Source organism: Streptomyces sp. NPDC102462, assembly GCF_044765425.1.
GTDB lineage: Bacteria > Actinomycetota > Actinomycetes > Streptomycetales > Streptomycetaceae > Streptomyces.
Genome location: NZ_JBIWKB010000008.1, coordinates 39,071 through 62,093 on the forward strand (window position 1 = coordinate 39,071; position 23,023 = coordinate 62,093).

At 69.9% G+C, this 23,023-nt stretch carries 21 protein-coding genes and 1 tRNA gene; 12 read left to right on the top strand and 10 right to left on the bottom strand.

The genetic code is table 11. The features are described 5' to 3' along the window. Positions 1-295: 295 nt before the first annotated feature. Positions 296-736 (bottom strand): chaplin, encoded by a 441-nt coding sequence (locus ACIRFL_RS09530; RefSeq protein ID WP_404026155.1) that lies wholly within the window; start codon positions 734-736, stop codon positions 296-298. A gap of 474 nt (positions 737-1,210) precedes the next feature. Here ACIRFL_RS09530 and ACIRFL_RS09535 point away from each other — a divergent pair. From ACIRFL_RS09535 to ACIRFL_RS09550, 4 genes are all read left to right on the top strand, one after another. Beyond that, positions 1,211-1,292, top strand: a tRNA-Leu gene (locus ACIRFL_RS09535). A gap of 754 nt (positions 1,293-2,046) precedes the next feature. Further along, complete coding sequence (locus ACIRFL_RS09540; protein ID WP_404025843.1) at positions 2,047-2,214, top strand: hypothetical protein; 168 nt, start codon at positions 2,047-2,049, stop codon at positions 2,212-2,214. Between the two features lie 410 nt (positions 2,215-2,624). Beyond that, positions 2,625-2,807, top strand: a complete 183-nt coding sequence (locus tag ACIRFL_RS09545; protein WP_404025846.1) for a hypothetical protein — start codon at positions 2,625-2,627, stop codon at positions 2,805-2,807. Further along, entirely contained in the window at positions 2,804-4,786 is a 1,983-nt protein-coding gene (locus ACIRFL_RS09550) for a hypothetical protein (protein WP_404025849.1), read from the top strand. Before ACIRFL_RS09545 ends, ACIRFL_RS09550 begins: the two co-directional genes overlap by 4 nt. Before the next feature lie 132 nt (positions 4,787-4,918). Here ACIRFL_RS09550 and ACIRFL_RS09555 read toward each other — a convergent pair whose 3' ends face one another. The 4 genes from ACIRFL_RS09555 to ACIRFL_RS09570 form a co-directional block, all read right to left on the bottom strand. Then, positions 4,919-5,773, bottom strand: a complete 855-nt coding sequence (locus ACIRFL_RS09555; RefSeq protein ID WP_404025852.1) for a hypothetical protein — start codon at positions 5,771-5,773, stop codon at positions 4,919-4,921. Between the two features lie 115 nt (positions 5,774-5,888). Further along, positions 5,889-6,482, bottom strand: coding sequence for a TetR family transcriptional regulator (locus ACIRFL_RS09560; protein WP_404025854.1), 594 nt, complete (start codon positions 6,480-6,482; stop codon positions 5,889-5,891). Between the two features lie 526 nt (positions 6,483-7,008). Next, positions 7,009-8,235 (bottom strand): DUF6923 family protein, encoded by a 1,227-nt coding sequence (locus ACIRFL_RS09565; protein WP_404025856.1) that lies wholly within the window; start codon positions 8,233-8,235, stop codon positions 7,009-7,011. A 260-nt stretch (positions 8,236-8,495) separates the two neighbouring features. Next, on the bottom strand, positions 8,496-8,960 hold the full coding sequence (locus ACIRFL_RS09570; protein WP_404025858.1) for an ATP-binding protein: 465 nt from the start codon (positions 8,958-8,960) through the stop codon (positions 8,496-8,498). Positions 8,961-10,178: 1,218 nt separating this feature from the next. Here ACIRFL_RS09570 and ACIRFL_RS09575 point away from each other — a divergent pair. After that, a complete protein-coding gene (locus tag ACIRFL_RS09575) occupies positions 10,179-11,696 on the top strand; it encodes a phage/plasmid primase, P4 family (RefSeq protein ID WP_404025861.1) in 1,518 nt (505 codons plus the stop codon). Further along, positions 11,693-12,094 carry a DUF6009 family protein gene (locus ACIRFL_RS09580; RefSeq protein ID WP_404025862.1) on the top strand — a complete coding sequence of 134 codons (402 nt, stop codon included), beginning with the start codon at positions 11,693-11,695 and terminating at the stop codon, positions 12,092-12,094. The genes ACIRFL_RS09575 and ACIRFL_RS09580 overlap by 4 nt, the downstream gene beginning before the upstream one ends. A 1,126-nt stretch (positions 12,095-13,220) precedes the next feature. On the opposite strand, the gene ACIRFL_RS09585 is transcribed toward ACIRFL_RS09580, so the two are convergent. From ACIRFL_RS09585 to ACIRFL_RS09595, 3 genes are read right to left on the bottom strand one after another with little or no spacing between them, the layout of a single operon-like run. Next, the gene (locus ACIRFL_RS09585) at positions 13,221-14,027 is read right to left on the bottom strand and encodes an amino acid ABC transporter ATP-binding protein (RefSeq protein WP_404025864.1); all 807 of its coding nucleotides are present in this window, start codon (positions 14,025-14,027) and stop codon (positions 13,221-13,223) included. Continuing rightward, the gene (locus tag ACIRFL_RS09590; RefSeq protein ID WP_404025867.1) at positions 14,024-14,953 is read right to left on the bottom strand and encodes an amino acid ABC transporter permease; all 930 of its coding nucleotides are present in this window, start codon (positions 14,951-14,953) and stop codon (positions 14,024-14,026) included. Before ACIRFL_RS09590 ends, ACIRFL_RS09585 begins: the two co-directional genes overlap by 4 nt. A gap of 29 nt (positions 14,954-14,982) precedes the next feature. After that, positions 14,983-15,942, bottom strand: a complete 960-nt coding sequence (locus ACIRFL_RS09595) for an ABC transporter substrate-binding protein (protein WP_404025870.1) — start codon at positions 15,940-15,942, stop codon at positions 14,983-14,985. Positions 15,943-16,479: 537 nt separating this feature from the next. Here ACIRFL_RS09595 and ACIRFL_RS09600 point away from each other — a divergent pair. The 4 genes from ACIRFL_RS09600 to ACIRFL_RS09615 all read left to right on the top strand — a co-directional run bounded on the left by ACIRFL_RS09600 (position 16,480) and on the right by ACIRFL_RS09615 (position 20,022). Further along, complete coding sequence (locus ACIRFL_RS09600) at positions 16,480-17,703, top strand: NADP-dependent malic enzyme (RefSeq protein WP_404025873.1); 1,224 nt, start codon at positions 16,480-16,482, stop codon at positions 17,701-17,703. A 475-nt stretch (positions 17,704-18,178) separates the two neighbouring features. After that, positions 18,179-19,144 carry a zinc-binding dehydrogenase gene (locus ACIRFL_RS09605; protein WP_404025875.1) on the top strand — a complete coding sequence of 322 codons (966 nt, stop codon included), beginning with the start codon at positions 18,179-18,181 and terminating at the stop codon, positions 19,142-19,144. Positions 19,145-19,249: 105 nt separating this feature from the next. Further along, positions 19,250-19,459 (top strand): helix-turn-helix domain-containing protein, encoded by a 210-nt coding sequence (locus ACIRFL_RS09610; protein ID WP_351729564.1) that lies wholly within the window; start codon positions 19,250-19,252, stop codon positions 19,457-19,459. Next, entirely contained in the window at positions 19,459-20,022 is a 564-nt protein-coding gene (locus tag ACIRFL_RS09615; protein WP_404025878.1) for a Clp protease N-terminal domain-containing protein, read from the top strand. The genes ACIRFL_RS09610 and ACIRFL_RS09615 overlap by 1 nt, the downstream gene beginning before the upstream one ends. 71 nt (positions 20,023-20,093) lie before the next feature. Here the strand turns inward: ACIRFL_RS09615 and ACIRFL_RS09620 are convergent, their stop codons facing one another. Both ACIRFL_RS09620 and ACIRFL_RS09625 read right to left on the bottom strand, forming a co-directional pair. Beyond that, the gene (locus tag ACIRFL_RS09620; RefSeq protein WP_404025880.1) at positions 20,094-21,182 is read right to left on the bottom strand and encodes a PadR family transcriptional regulator; all 1,089 of its coding nucleotides are present in this window, start codon (positions 21,180-21,182) and stop codon (positions 20,094-20,096) included. Position 21,183: 1 nt separating this feature from the next. Continuing rightward, positions 21,184-22,131: a DUF4097 family beta strand repeat-containing protein gene (locus ACIRFL_RS09625; RefSeq protein WP_404025882.1), complete on the bottom strand. Its 948-nt coding sequence runs from the start codon at positions 22,129-22,131 to the stop codon at positions 21,184-21,186. Positions 22,132-22,345: 214 nt separating this feature from the next. Here ACIRFL_RS09625 and ACIRFL_RS09630 point away from each other — a divergent pair, with 214 nt between their 5' ends. Then, the gene (locus tag ACIRFL_RS09630) at positions 22,346-22,534 is read left to right on the top strand and encodes a DUF6104 family protein (RefSeq protein WP_030597201.1); all 189 of its coding nucleotides are present in this window, start codon (positions 22,346-22,348) and stop codon (positions 22,532-22,534) included. Positions 22,535-22,603: 69 nt separating this feature from the next. Beyond that, on the top strand, positions 22,604-23,011 hold the full coding sequence (locus ACIRFL_RS09635) for a CU044_2847 family protein (RefSeq protein WP_404025885.1): 408 nt from the start codon (positions 22,604-22,606) through the stop codon (positions 23,009-23,011). Positions 23,012-23,023 lie beyond the last annotated feature (12 nt).

Below are 23,023 nucleotides of genomic sequence, written 5' to 3' on the forward strand. Positions count from 1 at the left end.
TTCGTCCGACTGGTACGGAGGGACGGCCGACACCTCGGGGCCCCTGTCGGACGGCGGTGGCACGCACGGGGCGGATGCCGGGGCCGGGCGTGCCGCACCCACACGGCCGGGGCGAGGGCCGATACCCCCGCCCCGGCGGAACTTCGTGTCTCACCGCGCCCAAGGGCCCGTACGTCGCACGGCACGGGGAACCCGTGCTCCGGCGGCGACGGCGGGAAGGCGCGGTCAGGGATGCGTCAGACGCGTGCCGCGAGCGGCGGCAGGAACGTCAGGACGCGTTGGTGACGCGGTCGTTCTAGAACAGGACGAGGTCGTCCGGGTTCGGGGCCGCCCCGATGGGCGGCACAACGTCGGCCACGCCGCCGGCGACGCCGCCGAGGACACCGCCGTCGGCCGCACCGCCGGCGACGCCGCCGAGGACACCGCCGTCGGCCGCACCGCCGGCGACGCCGCCGAGGACACCACCGACGGCACCGCCGACCGGGTCGGTGTCCTGCGGCTTGGCCGCGGGCGTGCACCCGTTGCCACTGCCGGACGACAGCGGCTCCAGGCCGAGGATGCTGATGGTGTTCCCGCACACCGTGACCGGAATGTGCAGCGGCAGCTGGAGCAGGTTGCCCGACAGGACCGAGCCGTTGCCCGAGTCTTCGGGGGCGGCGGGCGCTGCGGCAGCGCCCAGCGCACTGGTCAGGACCAGCGAGGCGGAGGATGCCCCAAGGACGGCAGCCGTCATCATCTTGCGCACGGATTGTCTCCAGATCTGGTTGGACGCTTCCTGGACAGGCTGCGTGTCTGTACTCGCTCAAGAAGCCATGCGGAGCACCCGGGCCGTGGCACGGCCTTCGGCAGCCTGTAGTGAAAGAGGCCCTGCGAGAAGGGTTATGACGCGGGACGGCAACGCGGGTTGACGTCTTTTCGATCCCTGCCGTCGTACGGTCCGGATTGCCGGGCGCTCACCACTCGTTCGGTGCATGGGCGGTTTCCTGAGAACGCCGCCGGCGTTGTGTCGGAGAGAGCGCCGGGATCCCCTGCCATGGCGCGGCAGGGGACCCCGCAGCGTTGAAGTTCCGCAACGGGCCGGCGCATACCGGCAATTGGTTCCCGCAGAGCGGAGCAGAGCCGCTGTTTCCCATACGATCGGGAAAATGCGGTGATGGCTGGGCCGCCTGTCGCACGGCCTGAGGAGAAAGGGTATTCTGGGCGCCCGTTGGGGAGTGTGGCGGAACTGGAAGACGCGCCGGATTCAAGTCCCGGTGTCCTGTGGCGTGAGGGTTCGAATCCCTCCACTCCTACTCAAGTCGATTCTCCCGATCCGTGGGCGCACACGCCCGCGGGCTCGGGGTTCCGCTGCTGCGTCGCTGGTGGCCGTGGGGTGCCCCGGGCTCCCGCCGCCGACTCGATGCCCCGGAAAGGGAATGCGCGGCGGCCCTTTCATTCCACAGTGATATGTCACATGCGGCATGTGAAGGCGAAGCCGTCGGCAACAGCCGGAAGATTGCATTCCGTTCAGTGTGGCGGCGCGGGCGCCGGCGCATACGCCCTGGGTGGGAGTGTCCGAATCCCGCGCACCGGCACGTACTCCGCGTCGTTTCGCCACATACTCCCCGCGGGTTCGGGGAACGCTCCCGGCGACCGCGCGTCCAGGGCCAAAAGATCCAGGGTTCAAGATCGGATACCGCAGGTGAATACGGCAGTACGCTTGTCTGATTTTGACGGAACGAGATCGGCGTTGTGTTGAGAGTAAATCACTCTGAAGGGTGTATTACCCGATACGGTGAATTAGCTTGCGAAACTCCGTGGGTCGGCCCCGTTGATCCCGTGTGCGGGGTAGGTTGATGGCTGCTCAATTTTCCACGCCGACTTGAGGGGGAAGCCTTGGGGAGCCCATCGCACCGGGGCCCTGACCGACGCCCAGGCCTCACATCAGGGGAAATCGCCCGGATGTCAGGTACGGTCACCCGTCCCACCGTTGCTTCGGTGGCGGCGACCGCAGGAGTGCCGGGGCACGGAGTCCGCAGAGGGATCTCCGAGGAGAACGGCCGGCGCATGGCGGCCGCGATGTCCGTCGGACTGTTGACCGAGCGCTCCGCGCGATGCATCGCCGAGGACCCGCAAGCGGTCATCAGGGCGGCGCAGGAGCTTCAGGCCCTGGTGTGGGAGATCATGCGCGCCAGATTCGAGGAAGAAAGCACTGACACAACGGCAATTGCCTAGGTAGGAAGACACCGGCCCGACGCACCTCAGCCAAAGAAGCATCCGGGCCGGTGTCCACAGACAGTTCGCCCGGCGGGCCCATGTTCGCTCATGGGCCCCAAAGGTGACGAACCACTGCTAGGGGAAAGAGAATACCCATGTCTGCGGCAATTCGGGGGGGCGGACACCCAAGTCTCCTCAACCTCACGTTCACGGCAACTCCCCGCCAGGGCACCGGAACTGGGCCCGAGATGACGCCTGTTACCGGCCGTCATGACTGGTGGTACGCGGTTTCGACGGTGCGTCAGAAGCCCGGCGTCTGGAAGCGGTCCGGAGGCCGGACGGTACAAGTCCTCGCCTGGTGCCCGGAAGTACTCGCCAGGCTCGCCGCATTGGACGCCGAAGGCACGTGCCACAGGCACCATTATGTGGTGCGGGTAAACCGGCAGTTGGCCCTGCTCTGCGACCGTGACATCCCGGAGGGAAAGGGCTGGGAGCAGTTCACGGGCATCGACATCTGGGAGAGCCTTGCCCTCAAGGACGTCCTCGCCGACATCGTCCAGCAGCAGGCCCGGCAGCTCCCCCAGGTCGTCTTCGGGGAGGAGGACCGGTGAGCGTCGAGACCATCGCCGGCGCCGCGTCCACGGCGGCGCCGGGCGCCTACGGGCGGGGCAGGCAAGAGCGGGCCGCCGAGCACGGCAGCCGGGACCACCTGCCCGCGGCCCGGGAAGGATCGGGGGATCCCGAGTCCGAGACCCCTCCGGGCCGCCCGGTCATCGGATCGGCCGGCTGGTACTACGAAGCCCATGAGGACCACGGCACGGTCTGGAAGGCCAACCGCGGCAAGGACGGAGGCTGGGACGTCGTCCTGGACTGGGCGCCCTACGTCTCCGAACGCCTGGTGCTGATCGGTGAGGACGGCAAGTCCGCCGGCCGCTACTACACGATCACCATCGGAGCGGACACCCTCACCAAGAGCCTGTCGGACCTGCGCACCGCCGACGGCTGGAACGACTTCAGCGACGACAGCGGCGCCGCCTCCCGCGCCATCCGCGAAGTCCTCATCAACATCATCACCGACCAGGGCAAACGCCTGCCCCGTACCCCCGTGGTGGCGCACACCGGCTGGCACCGCCTGCCGGACGCCGGCCTGACCTATGTGTACGCGGACGGCCGCAGCTACCCGCCCAGCGGCTCCGTACGCGTCATCGGCGCCCCGGAACCCCTGCGGCAGGCCGCCACCCCCCTGGAGCGCACCGCCACGGACGAGGAGTGCCGCCGGGCGGTCGACGACATCGCCGGCCACGGCTGGGCCTCGCTGATGGCCCTGGCGGTCGGCGCCCGTTCCCTCGCCTACTCGCTGCGCCCGGTCTCGGCGGCCTTCGTGCTCGACGCCGCGCCCAACTCGGGCAAGACGTCGGCCGCGAACACCGCGCGCAGTCTCCTTCTTACCTCCCGGCCCCATGCCTGGCCCCCGGTGCCGACCAAGGGCATGAGCAGCACCGCCACGGACATCGAGTGCGCACTCGACTTCGAAGGGGACATGCCGACCCTGCTCGACGACATTCCCCTCACCCGCGCCTCCTCCGCCGCCCAGATGCGCGACATGGAGAAGAAGCTGGAACTCGTGATCCGCGCGGCGGGGAACGCGACCGAGATCAAGGGGCGGCGCAACCGCGATCTGACGGCCAGGCCGGCCAACCGGATCCGTTCCATTCCCGTCATCGCCGCCCAGATGCTGCCCCCGAGCATGCAGGAATCCCTGTACCGGCGCTCGGTGGTCATCTATCTCTCGCGGGACGGCGGCGAGGTCGACTGGCGCTGGTACAAGTCCGGCGGCGGCCAGAGCCTCACTGTTCCCCTTCGCACCCTCGGCGACCGGATCATCGCCCATCTCCACTCCCTGCCGGACGCCGACAGCCATCTCGCGGAGCTGGAGAAGCGGGCCCTCGCCCAGCTCAGCCCGCATGTGGACGCGGTGCTGCCGGAGCCGGGCGACACGATGGACGGCGTCATCACCGCCGCGGCCGCCATGCTGGCCGGCCTCGGTCTGGTCGCCGCGGTCACGGACACGGACATGGCCGGCCTGGTCGATGTCGTGGCCGCTCCGCTCGCCGCCTCGCTCGCCCGGCAGGCCGCCCGCATGGACGCGCAGAGCACCGCCCAGGACGGAGTGGCCACCGCCGTGGGAGAGGTCCTGCGCCGGGCGTTCTCCCGGGGGCGGCTGCACATCCGGGACGAGAAGGGCGTCGTACGTCCCGCGGTCTCCGGTCAGGTGGAACAGGACCAGGGCCTGGTCCAGAAGCGGGACGGCAGCGGCTGGGAGGGCAAGGGACCCGCCGCCTACTGGCTCCCCGGGCGAGGCCCGGCCCTGGGCATCACCACCAAGAACCTCAACATGCTGCTCAAGGCCAGCGGCGACTCCCGGGTCAACTGCTACGTCGACCGTTCCCTGCCTGACGCCCTGCTTCAGGCCGACGCGATCCTGCGCAACAACAGCCAGAAGGACCGGATCGCCTCCCACCGGGTGCGCGTGGGCACGGAGAACCTGCGGCTTCTGCTGCTGAAGCCGGACCTGATCTGGGACTTCTAGAGCGGCAGCGCAAGGTGTCTGCTGCCGCGGCGCCGGGGGCCGCGGCAGCAGAGCGCTGGGTTGCGCGGCGGACGAGGGAACTCTCACCCGGCCCGCCGCTTCCTGAACTCGGCCCGCCCGTACCACCCGCGGCTACCTGTGCTGGTCGTGCTGGTCGTGGTGGTCGTGGTGGTCGTGCTGGTCGTGGTGGTCGCCCTGTTCGACGGCGAGGAGACGCGCCCGGAAGTGCCGTTGCACGCTGCGGTGGTCTCCCGGGGTCCGCAGCGTCAGATCCTGCGCGAGGCTCTGGGCGAGGTCGTGGGGTCCGGTCAGCGGCGCGATGACCTCGGTGTACTCCAACAGGTCCCACAGGGCGCGCAGTTCACTGTGCCGGATGGGCAGGAAGAGGACCCGGTCGTCCCCGGAGGCCAGCGTCTTCAGTACCCGGTCGCGGTACGCGGCCCCCTGTGCCTCGACGAAGCGGTGCTCATAGTCGGCCTGGGCGAGTGGGGTGTGCCCGGCCCCGGGCGCGAACCTTTCGAAACCGGCCGCAAGCTCGTTGAGTTGGTCGCAGGGTGTCCGAAAGTGCGGACGCTCACCGGTGCCGGCCGTGTCGGGGTCGACGCGCACGGCGGAGACGAAGGCGGCCACCCGGTCGGGAGGGGGCAGCAGGCCCGCGTCGAGCCAACGGGCGTGCCCGGAGGGGGAATCGGCGCCCGCCGGTGGATGGATGGTGCGGTAACACCAGCCCGACGTACCGACCCAGTGCAGGAAGGACTCGCCTGGACCGTTGAGACTCAGCTGAAACGCCTTGGTGAAGTGGACACTGCCCTCGATATCGTTGTCATCGATCAAGCGCTCATCGTCGGCGGCATAGGCATAAATGGACGCGACGGGCAGCCCGTCGGCGAGAAGCCGCTCCGCCACGGCGGCCATGTAGTGGCCGACGCCGGTTTCCAGCTTGCCCCTGAGGCCCTTCCCCCTCGCGTCCTTCGTGGTCTCTCTCATGCCTTTCCTCCCGGTGCGCATGCGTTGATCAATGAGGGTTTCCGACTTGGGTAAGAGGCGGATACCGGTGGGCCCGCCCCTCGGGGCTTCCCCGGTTCCGGCAACGGGCGCCCCGTCAGAAGCGGTTCGAGACGGGGGCCAGCCACAGGCCGACGATCGCGTCGATCAGACCGGCGGTGGTCTCCTGCCAACTCGGGCAGGACGAAGGCGTGTTCCCGGCCAGGGCGCCCTCACGCTCCGCGCACATGTGCACGATCAGCTGGAGAGCCATGCCGACGCGCTCGGCGTGCACCTCCGACGGCAGATCCGTGCGGCAGCGGCGCAGTCCCTCAAGGACGCGCCGCAGCGCGGGGGAGTGGCGTAACTCCCCGTCCGCGATGCCGCGCAGCGCGGGATCGATCATCACTTGAGCGCAGAACCGGGCGTACCAACTGGGAGAGCCCAGGGCGGTCAGATGCTCGGTGACCGGTCGCACGAGGCAGGCCACCCAGTCCCGTACGTCCCCGGAGTCGCCGGTCTCGGCCAGCAGGCGCACACGGATCTGCTCGATGTGCTCGCCGTGGGTGCGGACGATCGCGCGCACCAGGTCGGCCTTGGAGCCGAAGCGGTGGTCGGCCGCGCCCCACGCCGGTGGCTCGCCGCCGTGGCGATGGGCGAACGCGGGCACCCCGCGCTCGGCGAACAGCCGCTCGGCCGTCGTCAGGATCATCTCCCGTGTTCCCGCGGCGCGTTCGACGCGTGCGGCTCGGCCCACCGAGGTCGCCTCCCCTCCGGACGTCCCGACGTGACCAGGTGCCCGAGACCCCCGAACCGCGCAGCGCCGATACGTCAACGAGCGCGTGGCACCGCGGTTCGCTGATGGTGGAGTGCGGCTCGGCCCTCTTCGGAGCCTCGCCCGGAAAACCCTCATGGACAGATCAACGCGCCACCGGCACGGCAGTTACGAGCGAATTTTTTGACTTCTCTTCAACCGGCACAAAAAGGTCATGAATATGCCGCCGCTATCGACAGAATGTCAATAGCGTGCGGTGTTTCCGGTGCCGTTGCCGGACCGGAAGGCCGCTGCTGCCTGCACCGATGCGCTCGGCAGCAGTTGTTGTGGAAAGAAGAGGGGGCGGTGGTCCGCCCATGCCCCGGCGGTCGAAGAGAAAGCTCCATTGCTTCGCTCCGACCGCCTCGGACACGGGTTCCTTCCGCCCCCGAAAAGGTTACCTGCGGAACACCGGCAGGTCGTTTTACCGCTGTTCCCCGTCGGCGTTGCGCCGGCGACGGAGGACGACGGTGCCGAGAGCACCGATGCCCACGGCGGTGGCCGCACCCACGGCCGGGTCGATGAGCGGGACCTCGACCTCGGTGGTCACGGAGGAATCGTTGTTCCCGGGGACGGGGTCGGGGTCGTTGCCGCGGACGGTGGCGATGTTGTCCAGGAAAAGACCTCCGGGAATGGGCGCCGTGCCGCTGACCTTGATGGTGGCGGTGTCCCCCACCTTCAGGGCCCCGCCGGTGCAGGACAGCTTCAGGCCGTCGATGGTGCAGCCCGGGGTGGAGGTGCTGGGGTTCTGGAGCTTGGCCGGCAGGGTGTCGGTGACTGTCCAGCCCGAGGAATCCGCCGGGCCGTTGTTGAGCACCGTGAGCTCGTAGTTGACCGGAGCACCCTCGGGGACCTTCTCCGGCCCGGTCTTGACCAGCGCAAGGTCGGCACGCGCCACGAAGCACGCCGTCGCGTCGACGGCGCTGGCCGCGGTCGATTCCTGCGAGGACAGGAGCGTGAACGTGGGGGCCGCGTTGCCCGGGTTCTTCACGGCGACCCGGTGGAGGGTGCCGCCGTTGTCGAAGAAGCCCAGGTCGTTGTTGCCGTAGGTGAGGGCACCGCCGTAGCCCTTCTTGGTGGCCGGCACCATGCCGGAGAAGTTGTCGACCTTCCCCGTCGTGGGGTTGATGCGCTGGATGACACCGTCGATCGTCGCGCTCCAGAAGAAGCCCGACGCGTATGTGATGTCGCCCACGCCATCACCCAGCGGAGCGCTGAGCTTCGTCTGGGAGACGACCTTGCGCTGCTTGGTGTCGACCTTGTACAGCGGGGTCTTGTTGCCGGCGATGTAGAAGTCGCCCGCCTTGTCGAACCCACCGATGTAGTAGTTCGCCGTGTTCGGCAGCCCGGCGATCGCGCCGAGGTCCTTCACCGCGCCCTTGTTGTTGATCTGCAGGAGGTGGTTGTTGTCGCGGCGCATCGCGAAGATGTACTGCGTGTCGGGGTCCACCCCGATGGCGTTGTAGCCGGGACCCGTCGGGCCGAGCGCCGAGAACGACACGGTGCCCGGACCGACCGTACCCGTGTAGAGCTTGACCTGGCTGGTGGAGCCGGCCGACTGGAAGATCTGGCCGTCGCATTCGAAACCGTCCGAGGCCGGTGCCGCGAAGGCCTGCGGCGCGCCGAGGAGCCCGAGCGAGCCTCCCGTCACCGCACCCACTGTGAGCGCGCCTGCAAGTAGCCGACGTGTGAGACGCCTGTTCATGTGTCTTACTTGCCTTCCGTCTGCGGAGGGGACATGCATGTAAGACCTCGGTGCGGCCTCCGGCATGACGGGCAGCTGATCTGAACAGGTGACGCCTTGTGAAGCCGAACGGCACGCGCGGCCCGGCTCGGCACCAGGTCCTGTCGTCAAACTCCCGTCGTTCGCCCGGAGGGCGGGCGGCGGTTTGACGACAGGACCTGGCGCCGCTACGCGGTCGCGAGGACGCACCAGACCCAGCCGGCGGCGTCGACCCCCCACGCGTCGGCCAGCGCGTCGACGAGCAGCAGGCCCCGTCCGTCCTCGTCGAGCAGCCCGGGATCGCGGGCCGTCAACGTGTTCACCGGGCCGCTGCGCACCTCGATCCTCACCTCACCCGGGGCGTAGGACAGGCGCACCCCGACCTGGCTGCCGGAGCCGTGCTGGATCGCGTTGGTGACCAGCTCGCTCAGGAGCAGTCGTACGGAGTCGTCGAGCCGCTCCAGCCCCCAGTTCCGCAGCCGCCCGCCGCAGATCCGGCGGACCTCGCCCACCCGCACCAGGTCCCGGGCCGCGGGCTCCTCGTCCGCTCCGACCGGGGTCCGCGGAAAAGCGAAGGCGATACGCGCACGGAATGTCCGGTCCGTTACGGGCAGCGTGGCCCGCTCGATCCGACCGGTCGCTGTGAGGGCCATTGTGTTCAGCCTCCAGCCTGGACGCTCGGCACCGGCCCCCGCCGATCGCGCACCGCCACCTCGCCGCCCATGCTGCGGACGGTCGTCCGGCGGTCGTCCGGCAATGACGCACGCAGCAGGTGAATGCCTGACATATGGAGCTCCTACGAGCAGAACGGGGAAGGCAGCTCAATATACGCGGCCCTAAGGGTGAGGGCATGCGCTTCCAGGATGCCGGGCAACCTGTCAGGTGACGGCATTTCAATTCTGGCGAACTGGTGTTCCGGGTGCCGGAAGAAAGCCGGGAAAAAGGAAACTCGGTATTCGCAAGGGCGAAGAACCATGAGTTCTTGACCTGCGGACATGCCCTGTGGCCCACGCACCGCGGGCATCCGAACAACCGTCCGCTCATCGCCACCGGCGGGTGATCTTCATCATCCATGTGACGCAGTGATGCAACCGTTTCCGACCCCCGGTCGCTCTCGACAGGTGTGTGGCGAGCGCGTCCCGAAGACCCCGCGGTGGGGCGTGGCCGTCGGTCTGGAAGGGCCGAACACGCAGGTCACCAGGGCGACCGGGCAGTCGGCAGTGACCGAAGCGACTGAAAATTCGGTAGAGGAACACATTCACGTGCGCAGGTGCTTCGCCTGCCCCTGACGCCGGTTGCCCGAGACGGTTCCATGCCCGGAGGCATCCCATGTGAGCTGCGGTTTCTTTTTCGGGTGCAGAGGGTGGGGCGCGAACGGCCGACGGTCGATTCCGCTCTGCTCGGCGGCCGACCGGCCATGCCGTGAATCGTATGATCAGTGCGGCTGCTCCGTTCGTATCGGGATCCGCGCCGCCTCACCAAGGCTTCGCTAATCTGCGTCCGTCGTTGAGTCGCTTCAGTCACTGATAGAGGGACTACATGCCTGCTGAGCTGCCTTTTCCCGATCGCAACTCGCGGCAGGCGCTCTCGTATGCCCCGGCCGCTCCCCGGCGGCCGCAGCTGAGCAGGCAACGACCCGCCCGTCGAGGCCGGCCGGAGCGCCCCCTCACCCCCGCCACCAGCGGCGGTTACGGTCCGTGCACCCTGCCGGCGGGTGCCCGCGAACCCACCCTCCTGCGATCCCGGCCCGGGCACGGACTCGAACACGCCGTTCCCGCGCGCGCCTTCCGCGGACACACCCCGCACGCGGTAACCGTCCGCCAGATGTTCGCCGCCGGAGCGCAGCGCCCCCCGCATCCCGGGAGCCGCTCATGACGGTCCCCGGCAACGAGAACGTCCTGTTCGACTTCGACCCCCAGACCGTTGCCGCCCAGATCCTCGCCCACCGGCCAACTCCCCTGGTTTCCCAGGCGGTCGGCGGCCAGACATCCTTCGCCGACCGGGCCGGTGAGCACGGCCTGCTGCCCGACACGCTCAGCGACCGCGGCATGGCCAAGCTGTTCGTCAAGCGGTACGCCGGTGAGTACCAGTACGTGCCCGGCCTGGGCTGGTACCGCTGGGGCGGCACCCGGTGGCAGGTCGACGAGGACGACACCGTGCTGTGGGCCGCGGGCGACCTCGCCGAGAGCATCGCCGTCACCGATCCGCAGGGCCTGCACAGCGTCCAGGCCCTGCGCAAGCACCGCCGCCGGGCGCTGTCCACCGCCGGTATCAACGCCATGCTCGTGCAGGCCAGATCGGCGCCCGGGATGGTGTTGAACGCGGCGTTGCTGGACGCCGATCCGTACGCGCTGTGCACGCCCGACGGCATCGTCGATCTGCGCACCGGCGGAATGAAGCGGCCCGATCCGGCCAAGGACTTCCACTCCCGCTCCACGGCGGTCAGCCCCCGGCATGTGCCCACCCCGCGCTGGCAGCGCTTCCTGGCCGACACCTTCGGCGACGACGCCGAGGGCCTGGAGATGATCCGCTTCCTGCAACTTCTGCTCGGCTATTCCGTCACCGGCGATGTCGGCGGCCAGGTGATGCCCTTCCTGTTCGGAGCGGGCAAGAATGGCAAGTCGGTTCTGCTGGACGTGCTGATGAAATTGCTGGGTGATTATGCCGATGCGGCTCCGCCCGGCTTTCTGATGGCGCGGCCTTATGAGGGGCATCCGACGGATCTGGCGGAGTTGCACGGTCGGCGGGTGATCGTGTGTTCGGAGGTGAAGCCGGGTGACAAGTTCGATGAGGCGCGGGTCAAGCTTCTGACGGGTGGGGACCGGATCAAGGCGCGTCGGATGCGGCAGGACTTCTTCAGTTTCGAGCCGACCCACAAGCTGTGGCTGTTGGGGAACCATCGGCCGGAGGTGGGTACGGGTGGTTTCGCGTTCTGGCGTCGTATGCGGTTGATCCCTTTCGAGCGTGTCGTCCCCGACCACCGCAAGATCGACAACCTGGCGGACATCCTCGTCACCGAGGAGGGGCCGGGCATCCTCGGCTGGCTCATCGACGGCGCCCGCCACTACCTCGGCGGCGACAGGGACATCACCGGTCCCGAACGGGTGCGCATCGCCACCAACGCCTACGCCGAGACCGAGGACCACACCGGCCGCTTCTTCGACGAGTGCTGTGCCCGTGGGCCCGACCGGCGGGTCGAGCAGGCCGGTCTCTACGCGGCCTACAGAACGTGGTGCGAACAAGAAGGAGCCACGGCCATCTCCTCCCGGGTGTTCGCCCAACGGGCGCGCGAGCTGGCCGGGCTGGCCTCACCCAAGGAGATGATCCTGTCCAACTCGCGCAAGTACTACCCGGGCATCGGCCTGCTCTCCGACGAGGAGAAGGTATGAGTTCCCTGATCAGCGAAGACGAGATCAGCCACGAGACGGAACTCGTCTGGCTTGAGGACGTCGGCGGCCTCGACTACGTGCGGCAGAGCCTGGACCGGCTCTCCACCCGTCGCGGCAGGCCGGCCTACCGGCGTGACGGCCGGATGGTGGGCTATGCCCAACTCGGGCCCCGAGCAAAGGCGTCACACTGCTCCGGGACCTTTCGGCGCCGCGTCTTCTGGCTGCTGCCGCACGACCGCGACAGCGTTCCCGACGGCCTGTACGCCAGTGGGGCCCCGGCCGAGGCCATCGATCCGCGCACGCTGGCCCCGGGCCATAAGGGCCGCAAGACAGAGCGCTCCGAGGGCGGCCCGCCGTCTCCCGCGATGCGGGAACTGGGCCTGGAACTGTCCTGGTGACCCCGCCGGCCCGGGCGGATGACCTCGCGGCCGGGCTGGGTGACCTTGCCGTCCGGGCTCGGTGACCCTCGCGGTCCGGCGGGGGTGTTCCCGGGCGCGGGCCCGGACCCGGGCTGCCGGGGCGACGGGTCCGGGGGCGGGGAGTCCACGATGTCGTAGCCGGGGGCGGGAGCCCACGGCACGGTGGTGTCCCAGCCGGCCGAGGCGGTCGGCGCGAAGGTCGCCGTCACCGCGGGAAGCAAGGACAAGTCGGAGCGCTGCGCCGAGCTGGGCGCGGAACGTCCCGGATCCGGGCCAACTACCGGCTACTGGAAGAGGACGGCGGGAAATGGCGCGATCGCCAACGGTGCTGCCTTACTGGTGTCGCAGTCGGGGGGGCGGCAGGTTTCTGGGGCGACCGGGCTCGGTCGGGCCGGTGAGGGCGTCGTCGTGGTGGTCGCTGGGGGCGCCTGCTGCGGTGCTTCCGCCGGTGACGACAACTCCGGGGCCGACCGGACCCGCCCGGCCGGTGCCCGCCCTTCCGCCCCGGTGCCCGCCCTGCCGCACCCGGAGGGTGCCGTCCGATGCACCCGCGGGGCACGGCCGCAGAGAGGGTCGCGGGAAATGGCGCGATCCCCCATGTTGCTGCCGCACTGGTGTCGCAGCCGGGGCGGCAGGTGCTGGGGCGGCCGGGCTCGCTGGTGAGGGCGTCGCCGTCGGTGTTGTCGTGGTGGTGGTCGTCGGGGCCGCCAACTGCGGTGCTTCCGCCGGTGACGACAACTCCGCGAGCGACCGGTGCCCGCCCTGCCGCGTCGGTGTCCGCCGTGCCGTACCCGGAGGGTGCCGTCCGAGCGGTCGGAGTGCACCCTCCGTGGTGAGCCTGTCGGGGCCCCGGACGGGCGTGTGACGCGACGACGGGGCGGACGTGACGGGTCGGGGCGGGGGGGGGGGGGGCCGGCCCCCCCCCGGGGGGGGGGGGGGGGGGGGGGGGGGGGGGGGGGGGGGGGGGGGGGGGGTGTGCGGGCCGAGTGGCGGCGGCTGGACAGTGCCGGGCATCGGCTGGGCGCCGCGGTGGTCGTGTACGGCGGTGGGCCCGCGTGCCCGGAGGGGCAGCGCGGGCCCAGGGGTGGGGTTCGCCCGGTCAGGGCTAGAGGACCTTGGACAGGAAGGATCTCGTGCGTTCGTGCTGGGGATTCGTCAGTACCTCGCGGGGATGGCCGGACTCGACCACCACACCGTCGTCCATGAACACCAGCGAATCCCCGACCTCACGGGCGAAGCCCATCTCGTGCGTGACGACGATCATCGTCATGCCGTCCTCGGCGAGGTCCCGCATCACGTCGAGGACTTCGCCGACCAGCTCAGGGTCGAGCGCCGACGTCGGCTCGTCGAACAGCATCAGCTTGGGCTCCATCGCCAGGGCACGGGCGATGGCGACCCGCTGCTGCTGGCCGCCGGAGAGCTGCGCCGGATAGTGCCCGGTGCGGTCGCCGAGGCCCACCCGGTCGAGCAGCCGCTGCGCACGCTCCCGGGCGACCGCCTTGGACTCCCGCTTGACCTGGACCGGCGCCTCCATGACGTTCTCCAGCGCCGTCATGTGCGGGAAGAGGTTGAAGCGCTGGAACACCATGCCGATGTCCCGCCGCTGCGCCGCGACCTCCCGCTCCTTCAGCTCGTAGAGCTTGTCGCCGCGCTGCCGGTAGCCGACGAGGTCGCCGTCGACGTACAGCCGGCCCGCGCTGATCTTCTCCAGGTGGTTGATGCACCGCAGGAAGGTGGACTTGCCCGAGCCGGAGGGCCCGATGATGCAGAAGACCTCGCGCGGGTTCACCTCCAGGTCGATGCCCTTGAGGATGTGCGAGAGCCCGAAGGACTTGTGCACGCCCTCGGCCCTGACCATCGGCCCGCCGGCCGAGCCGCGGCCGAAGCCGGTGTCCTTGCTGAGACTGGTCATCGGGCCACCTCCGGACGGCGGAACGAACCGAACTGGCGGAGGTTCTTCCTGAGCCGCTGCAGCGGTGTCGGCGGCAGGCTGTGCGAGGAGCCGCGCGCGTACCGGCGCTCCACGTAGTACTGCACGATGCTGAACACCGTGGTCAGGATCAGGTACCAGATCGACGCCACGAAGTACATCTCGACGACCGCGAGCGAGGTGCTGGAGATGTCCGTGGCCCGTTTGATCAGCTCGTTGAACTGGACCGCGTACGCGAGCGACGAGGTCTTCAGCATGTTGATGAACTCGTTGCCGGTCGGCGGGACGATGACCCGCATCGCCTGCGGGAGGATCACCCGGCGCAGCGTCCGGCCCTGGGTCATGCCCAGCGCGTGCGACGCCTCCGTCTGGCCCAGGTCAACCGACTGGATGCCGGCCCGGACGATCTCCGACATGTACGCGGCCTCGTTCAGGCCGAGGCCCAGCAGCGCGGTCAGGAACGGCGTCATGACCTGGTTCATCTCGTTCTTGTAGAACCCCAGGTTGAGGACGGGGAACACCAGCGAGATGTTGTACCAGAGCAGCAGTTGGACGAGGACCGGGGTGCCGCGGAAGAACCAGACGTAGAACCAGGCCACCGTGCTGGTCACCGGGTTCGACGACATCCGCATCACGGCGATGACGACGCCCAGGACCAGGCCCAGCGCCATGGCGAGCACGGAGATGTACAGCGTGTGCCAGGCCCCGGACAGGATGGTCCCGTCCGTCAGGTACTGCGGGATGATGCTGTAGTTGATCTTCGCGTTGGAGAACGCCGTGCCGATCAGCACCAGGACGGCGATGACCAGCGCGCCGGCCACCCACCGGCCGTAGTGGCGCACGGGGATGGCCTTGATCTGTTCCGGTGGAACCGGTGGCGCGGGAATCTTCTCGGCGGTGTCAGACACGGTGGCTGCCCTTCAGTCGCTCGGGACGCTCAGGAACCGCCGTTGATCTTCGCTTCGGTCACCGCGCCGGCCGTGACGTTCCACTTCTCCATGATCTTGGTGTACTCGCCGTTCTTGATGATGGCGCTCACGGCCGCCTGGAGGGCGTCGCGCAGCTGGGTGTTCTCCTTGCTGACGCCGATGCCGTACGGACCGGCCTCGATCTGCTCGCCGATCACCTCGAAGTCCTTGCCGCCGCCGGAGGTCTTGGCGTTGTAGGCGGCCACCGGGAAGTCGTTGAGGTCCGCCACCGACGCGCCCTGCTTGAGGCGGAGCAGCGCCTCGGGGTCGGTGTCGAAGGTCTGCAGCTTGATCGCCTTCTTGCCGTCCTGCGTACACTTCTTGGTCTGCGCCTTGGCGATGCCCTCGGACGTGGTGCCCTTCTGCAGGGCCACGACCTTGCCGCACAGGTCGTCCAGCGTCTTGATGCCCTTCGGGTTGCCCTTCTGGACGAGGATCGAGGTGCCGGCCGTGAAGTAGTCCACGAAGTCGATGCCGTTGCCGACCTTCTGGCCGTTGTCCGAGTTGATGCCGTCCTGGCGGTCCTTGGTGTCGTTCATCGCGGACATGATCACGTTGAACCGCTTGGCCTGCAGGCCGACGATGAGGTTGTCGAACTTGCCGTTCTGGAACTCGAACTTCACGCCCAACTGCTTGCCGAGGGCGTCCGCGATGTCCGGGTCGATGCCGACGGCCTTGCCGCCCTCCATGTACTCCACCGGCGGGTAGGCGATGTCCGAGCCCACCTTGATGACGCCCGCATCGCGGATGTCCTTGGGGAGCTTGTCGGCGAGCGGTGCCGAGGAGGAGGAAGCGTCGGAACCGCTGCCGCCCTTGTCGGTCTGGTCACCGCAGCCGGTGAGCAGCAGGGCGCCGGTGACCGCGATCGCACCGACCGCTGCTAGCCGGGAGTGCGCGGCGGTGGTGCGACGGGTCGAGCGAGCGGTCATGGGGTTCCTCCGGCGGATGGGTAGCGTTGCCGATGGGTCGACGAGAACACACACCTTCGGGTGTCGCGACCTCGTGGGTTACCGCATCTTGCCATTTGGGCTAGGCCAATCAGGGGACCCGCTATGTCAAAATCGGATAACGGGTGACCCCCGAACCGCCCAGGTCGGTACATCCAGCCGGACCGTCTGTGGAAAACCCCGGTATCGACCGGAATATCTTCGGCGCATCTCACCATGCGGTCGATGCTTGCCCGGTGCCCGCCGTCGTGCAAGCGAACGGGGCGCGGACCACGGGCCACCGGAACGTGGCCGCCGGACCGTGCCAGGTGATCTTGCACCCAATGGACTCGTCGTCGGCGCCGTCCGTCGGGTAAGAAGGTGCTTTACACCCCTCATCCGGGGCTCAGGGCGCGTGTGCGGCGCGCCCGTCGCGTACGACCCGTACGCAACGGTCAAACCGGGTCGTATGCGGTCCCGCCCACTCTTCACCAGGAGTGGCCCTCACCCTCACACCATGAACACCTAAGGGGTAAACAAGTGGCAGCGGAGATCGTCAATCCTCGCAGCGACAGCAGTGCCGACCAGGACGGCGGGGCCGAGCCCCTCGATTCCTTCGACCCTGCTTTCGCGCTCCACCGCGGCGGCAAGATGGCCGTGCGGGCCACCGTGCCGGTCCGCGACAAGGACGACCTGTCCCTCGCCTACACGCCCGGCGTCGCGCGCGTGTGCACCGCGATCGCGGAGCAGCCGGAACTGGTCAACGACTACACGTGGAAGTCGTCCGTGGTGGCCGTCGTCACCGACGGCACGGCCGTCCTCGGACTCGGGGACATCGGCCCCCAGGCCTCCCTTCCGGTGATGGAGGGCAAGGCGATCCTGTTCAAGCAGTTCGGCGGCGTGGACGCGGTGCCGATCGCGCTCGACTGCACGGACGCCGACGAGATCGTGGAGACCGTGGTCCGCCTCGCCCCCTCCTTCGGCGGCGTGAACCTGGAGGACATCTCGGCGCCGCGGTGCTTCGAGATCGAGCGCAAGCTCCAGGAGCGGCTGGACATTCCCGTCTTCCACGACGACCAGCACGGTACGGCGGTCGTGACGCTGGCCGCGCTGCGTAACGCCGCGCGGCTGAGCGGGCGGAGCGTCGGTGATCTGCGGGCCGTCATCTCGGGCGCCGGGGCGGCCGGTTTCGCCATCGCCAAGATGCTGGTCGAGGCCGGGATCGGGGACGTCGCGGTGGCCGACCGCAAGGGCGTCGTGTCGGCCGACCGGGACGACCTGACGCCGGTCAAGCGGGAACTGGCTGGGTTCACCAACAAGGCCGGCCGCACGGGCTCGCTGGAGGACGCGCTGGCCGGCGCGGACGTCTTCATCGGCGTCTCCGGCGGTACGGTCCCGGAGGCGGCGGTGGCCTCGATGGCCGACGGCGCGTTCGTGTTCGCCATGGCCAACCCGGAGCCCGAGGTGCACCCGGACGTCGCCCACAAGTACGCGGCGGTCGTCGCGACCGGCCGGTCGGACTTCCCGAACCAGATCAACAACGTGCTGGCGTTCCCCGGCATCTTCGCGGGCGCGCTGCAGGTGCGGGCCTCCCGGATCACCGAGGGGATGAAGCTCGCGGCGGCGGAGGCGCTGGCGGCGGTGGTCGGCGACGATCTCGCCGCCGACTACGTCATCCCCTCGCCGTTCGACGAGCGGGTCGCTCCCGCGGTGACGGCGGCGGTGGCGGCGGCGGCCCGAGCGGAGGGCGTTGCCCGCCGGTAGCCGGTTGTCCTGGGCCTCGCCTCGTCCGGCCCCCTCGGCGGGGGCCCACCGAGGCGGGGCGCTCCGCGCGGGTGCGGCGTCATTCGGGTGCGGCGTGGTTGTGGCTGGGTGCGCAGTTCCCCGCGCCCCTTTGGGGGTGTTGCTGTCGTTATTTGGGTGCGGCGTGGTTGTGGCTGGGTGCGCAGTTCCCCGCGCCCCTTTGGGGGTGTTGCCGTTGTGGGTCGGGTGCGGCGTGGTTGTGGCTGGGTGCGCAGTTCCCCGCGCCCCTTTGGGGGTGTTGCTGTCGTGGGTCGGGTGCGGCGTGGTTGTGGTTGGGCGCGCAGTTCCTCGCGCCCCTTTGGGGTTGTTGCCGTTGCGGGTCGGGTTCGGCGGTGTTGTGGTTGGGGGCGCAGTTCCTCGCGTCCCTTTGGGGCGCGGGGTGTGTCACAGGGGTGCCTGGTTCCGTTGGTGGGGTGGGGAACCTATCGTCGAGCCCATGTTCGCTGTCTACGCCGCCCGAATCGACCCCGAGCAGCCGCTGTCCGGCCTTGAGTTGGGGGAGCGCCCGGCCCCCGAGGCCCGCCCCGGCTGGAGCACCGTCGACGTCCGGGCCTCCTCCCTCAACCACCATGACCTGTGGTCGCTCCGGGGCGTCGGCCTTCCGGAGGACCGGCTGCCGATGATCCTGGGCTGTGACGCCGCCGGAGTCGACGAGGACGGCAACGAGGTCGTCCTGCACTCCGTCATCGGCCAGACCGGCCACGGCGTCGGCCCCAGGGAACCCCGCTCCATCCTCACCGAGCGCTACCAGGGCACCTTCGCCGAGCAGGTCGCCGTGCCCACCTGGAACATCCTGCCCAAGCCCAAGGAGCTGTCCTTCGAGGAGGCCGCCTGTCTGCCCACGGCCTGGCTGACGGCGTACCGCATGCTCTTCACCAACGCCGGGGTGCGGCCGGGCGACTCGGTGCTCGTGCAGGGCGCGGGCGGCGGCGTGGCCACGGCCGCGATCGTGCTCGGCAAGGCGGCGGGGCTGCGCGTCTTCGCCACCAGCCGGGACGAGGCCAAGCGCAAGCGGGCCCTGGAGCTGGGTGCCGTCGAGGCGGTGGAGACGGGGGCGCGCCTGCCGCAGCGGGTGGACGCCGTCATCGAGACCGTCGGCGCCGCCACCTGGTCCCACTCGGTGAAGTCCCTGCGGCCCGGCGGCACCATCGTCATCTCCGGCGCCACCAGCGGTGACCGGCCGTCCCACGCCGAGCTGACCCGGATCTTCTTCCTGGAGCTCAAGGTCGTCGGCTCGACCATGGGCACCAAGGAGGAGCTGGAGGATCTGCTCTCCTTCTGCGCCGCCACCGGCGTACGTCCCGTCATCGACGAGGTGCTGCCGCTGGACCGCGCCCGTGAGGGCTTCGAACGAGTGGAGTCCGGCGGCCAGTTCGGAAAGGTCGTGCTCACCCACGGCTGACCCCGGCGCCGCTGCCACACCGACGGTCGACCCGGCCCCCGGGTCGGCCGTCGGCTTTGTCAACCAGGGTTGACAGGTCTCTTCATGTCAACGTAGGTTGACATCATGACCGAGGCAACCAATCTCGCCGAGCGCGCGGGCGACCGCGACCCACGGGTCGGGCTGCGGGCCGTCGTCGCCCTGCGCAGGCTGCTGGAGCAGCTGGAGGCCGTGCAGGTGCGCAACGCCCGCAACCAGGGCTGGTCGTGGCAGGAGATCGCCGCCGAACTCGGCGTCAGCAGGCAGGCCGTGCACAAGAAGTACGGGAGGCAGTGATGTTCGAACGGTTCACGAGGCACGCCCGTGACGTGGTACGCGGCGCCGTGGAGCACGGCGAACGGGAGGGCGCGCGGTCCATCGGCCCCGACCACATGCTCCTCGCGCTGCTCGACCGCGAGGCGAGCCGCGCCTCCTTCGCGCTGGCCGCGCTGGGCCTCGCCGACCGCAAGGAGTCCGTGCGCGGCGCGCTCGGCGAGGCGCGGCGGCGGGGCGGCCTGACCCGGGCGGACGAGGACGCTCTCGCCGGGCTGGGGATCGACGTCCCCGGGATCGTCCAGCGGGTCGAGGAGACGCATGGCGTCGGGGCGCTGTCCGGCGACCGCGGGGGCAAGGGCCGGTGGTCGGGCCACCGCCCCTTCAGCCGGGGCGCCAAGGACGTCCTCGAACGGGCGCTGCGCACCGCCGCCGGCCGCCATGACCGGCACATCGGCGACGAGCACATCCTCATCGCCCTGACCGTCTGCCCCGGCGTACCCGCCGAGGTCCTGGCCGATCACGGCGTGACGTACGAGTCCGTGGCGCGGGTGCTGTACGGCGGCGGAGAGGCGAAGGCGTCCTGACGCGGCCTCCCCCGAGCCCGCGCCGGGCGCGGGCATCGGGCGCGGGGTAGTGGGAGAAGCGGTGCCGGGGGTCAGGGGTGGGGCCGGCGGAGGATCACCCCGATGTGGGCCGCCGCCGTCGACAGATGGCGGCGGGCGTCCCGCAACTGGTCGGCCGTGACGCCGTTGTCGCGGGCCGCGTCCCGGATGTCGTCCCGGAAGCGGTCGAGGAGGCGGTCCAGGTCACGGGCCGGATCGCCGCTGGTGTCCTCGTGGGCCCAGGCCGGTACGTAGTCGGCCGGGAAGTCCTCCGCCGTCTGCTCGTACTCCGGAGCGGGCGCGGCCTTGTGGGTCCCCGCCGCCGGTCCCTGGCCGGTTCCCGCTCCCGCCCCGCCGCGGCCGAACCCGAAGTCCTTGCCGAACTCCTTCCCGAAGTCCTTGCCGAACTCGCCGAATTCCTTGGCGAGTTCGCTCAGCCCCTCACGCATGCCCGTGGGCCAGTCGCCCCGCGTGAAGTGGTCCTGCACACGCTCCTGGACCCGCCGCGCGATCCGCTGCATCTCCTCCTGCGCCTGGGCCCGCGCCCGCGCCTGGGCCTCCTGGGCCTGGCGCCGGGCCCGCTGGGCCTCGTCGCGGGCTCTGCGGCTCTCGTCCTTGGCCCGCCGGGCCTGCTCCTTCCACTCCTGCTTGACGCGGCGCATCTCCTCCTTGGCGGCGCGCCAGGACTCCTTGTCACCGGCCTCGCCGTACTCCCCGAAGGGGCCCTGTTCGGCGGCGCGGGTGCCGGCACCTTGCCGGGCCTCCGAGGCGGCGGCCCGCATCTCGCGCCGCAGGTCGCCCGCCGCGCCGCGCACATCGGCCCGGATCTCGGCGGCGAGTTCCGCGACCGACTCGCGGATCTCCAGCTCCAGGTCGGCCAGTTCCCCGCTGCGGTCGGCCAGTTCGGCGCGGCCCGCGTCCGTGATGGCGTACACCTTGCGGCCGCCCTCGGTGGTGTGCGTGACCAGGCCCTCGGCCTCCAGCTTGGCCAGCCGGGGGTAGACGGTGCCCGCCGACGGGGCGTACAGCCCCTGGAAGCGTTCTTCGAGGAGACGGATCACCTCGTAGCCGTGGCGCGGAGCCTCGTCGAGCAGCTTGAGCAGGTAGAGGCGGAGGCGGCCGTGGGCGAAGACGGGAGGCATGTCAGAGCACCTTCTTGTCGGTCGTGCCGTCGGCCGGGGCGCTCGTCGTGTCGGCTGTCCGGCCGGAAGCGGAATTGTCCCCCGACGTGTGCCGGGACGCGGCCGGATCCGGCTCGGTGTCGTCCCAGGTCGTGTCCTCGTCCTCCTTCGGCGGGCGGCGCAGCAGGGCGATCGAACCGGAGACCGTGGTGGCCCGGAGCTTGCCGTTGCCCGCGCCGAGCCGGCCGGTGATCTTGTGGGCGCCCCACTGGCCGTGCACCCGCAGTCCGTCGAAGGCGTTGGAGATCGTGCCGCTCGCCGTGTTCGCCTCCACCTCCGCGTCCGCCGGATGCGGCAGCCGGATGGCTATCTCGCCGGAGACGCTGGTCAGCCGGACGTCGGTCGGACCGTCCGGATCCAGGTCGATGATCATGGATCCGCTGACGGAGTCGGCGCGCACGGAGGGGCCGGAGCCCTCGACGACGGTCAGGTCGCCCGAGACGGAGTTGAAGCGGAGGTCGCCGGTGACGGCCTGGGCCTCCAGGCTGCCGGAGACCGTGTCCGCGCGGACCGGGCCTGACAGGGCGACGAGGGTCGTGTCACCGGTGACGCCCTTGACCACCGAGGGGCCGCGGATCCCCGAGACCACGGCGCCGGCGCCGACCACGCCCACCTCGACGCGGGTGTCCGCGGGGACCGCGAGCGAGACGACCGCGGTGCGTCGCCAGCCCTTGCGGTCCAGCCACTTGAGGAAGCCCTTCCAGGGCAGGTCCTCGTACGCCACGGTGAGGGTGCCGCCCTCCTGGGTGACCACCAGGGGCGGGCCCTCGATCTGGGAGATCTGGAGCCGGGCGGAACCCTCGTCCGTGCCCACGACGTTGACTGTTCCGTTGACGATGCGCACGTGCAGATCGCGCACAGGGTCGTCGAAGGTGAGCTTCCTGGGCTCTGCGACGGACCACTCGGACATGGTGCTGACCTCCTCGGCGGGACGCGACGCGCCATATCGCGTCTTCCGTGAAACACGATATATCGCGGACCGCGAAAGTCAAGACACCCGTTCGTGGACCGCCCCGGCCCACAGGGGCGAGGCCGGTCCGGGCGCTCGGCGGTTTGCGGGTTCGTGGGTTGCATAGGCTGTGTGCCAAGGCCGAGTGCACACGTATCCGCAGGAGAGACACCCCATGTACTTCACCGACCGCGGCATCGAGGAACTGGAGAAGCGGCGCGGCGAGGAAGAGGTCACCTTCGAGTGGCTTGCCGAGCAGTTGCGCACCTTCGTGGACCTCAACCCGGACTTCGAGGTCCCCGTCGAGCGGCTGGCGACCTGGCTGGCCCGGCTCGACGACGAGGACGACGAGGACGACGAATAGATCGTTGCCCCTCCCACTCGTCTTCATCCGGAGTTAGCCTTCTCCTCCCATTGAGCGAACGGGGGCGGCATGGGCGCAGGGGTCGAACGGATACGGCTGGACGACGGAACCGTCGTCTGGGCCAGGATTGGCGCGGCCGACGACACCGCGCAGGACGACGGGTTCCGGGACACCGGGTTCGGGGGCCGGGTCGTCGACATGGCAGGGGGACTGGCCGCCACGGTCGGGGGCGTCGTGCGCTCCCTGCGCGCCGGTCTGGACACGACGGCGCCGGTCGAGGTGTCCGTGAGCTTCGGGATCGAACTGACGGCGCAGTCCGGCAAGATCGTGAGCGCCATCGCCGAAGGCGGCGGCACCTCCTCCCTGACCGTGTCCCTGACCTGGACCGAACCGGCGGGCGACGGGGGGCGGACCGATCCGGCGGCGGACCGGAGGGCCGGCGCGGCGCCCGGCTCCACGGCCCCCCACGCGGAATGAGCGCCTTCGACG